Genomic DNA, 738 nt, shown 5'->3' with positions numbered 1-738 from the left:
CCAGCACGACCTTCTGGATGGCCGGCTGGTCCAGGAGCATGAAGCCTTGCATCAAGCCGATGATGAAGCCCGCGCAGCCCTGGTTGATGTCCAGGCAGATCATGTCGGTATGGAGACCGAGCCGGCCCTGGACGACATGAGACGTCGCCGGCATCAGGTAATCCGGCGATTGCGTCACGACGATCAGCGCGTCGATCTCGTCGCGTTCCAGTTGGCCCCGAGCGAACAGATGCTCGAGGCCGGCCACGGCCAGGTCGGAGGCGCAGACGGGGCCGGCCACGATGCGATGCCGGTCGTAACCCATGACCTCCTTCAGCTTGAGCGAGCGCGCCCGCGAGAAATTGAAGTTGGCCATCTCATCGACGAACTTCCGTTCGTTCGCCGGGACCACGGTCAGGAGACCGGCAATCGCCTTGCCCCGGAACGACAGCCTCACGGGGTGATTCCGTGGCGAACCAGAAGCGCCTCGATGGCCCCGACGGTGTTGAAGTTTTCCGGCACGATCTGCATGCCGTCGATCGAGATGCCGTAGGTCTTATCCAGTTCCGAGACCAGGGTCACCAAGTCGAACGAGTCCAGCAGGCCGTCCTCGAAAAAGTCCTTCGACTGGGCGAAATCCGTCTCCGGACGGATCTGAGCCAGAATCTCAGGCACCTTGCTCATTTGACGCGGGTCCTCGTGTCGAATCAGGATGCGATCGAGCAAGCCGTCCGGCGATGGGCCGCGCAAGGGCCGGTC

At 62.7% G+C, this 738-nt stretch carries 1 protein-coding gene and 1 pseudogene; both read right to left on the bottom strand.

The genetic code is table 11. The features are described 5' to 3' along the window. A pseudogene (locus MZTS_RS22305) lies at positions 1-436 on the bottom strand (hypothetical protein); the annotation flags it as partial. Beyond that, positions 433-738, bottom strand: a 306-nt coding sequence (locus tag MZTS_RS22300; protein ID WP_210329461.1) for an acyl carrier protein, incomplete at its 5' end; no start/stop codon positions are given. The gene MZTS_RS22300 and the pseudogene MZTS_RS22305, both read right to left, overlap by 4 nt.

The organism is Methylorubrum zatmanii (assembly GCF_014845115.1).
Lineage (GTDB): Bacteria > Pseudomonadota > Alphaproteobacteria > Rhizobiales > Beijerinckiaceae > Methylobacterium > Methylobacterium zatmanii.
The sequence above is the reverse complement of the archived record's forward strand: the minus strand, read 5'-3'. Positions and strand labels throughout refer to the sequence as shown.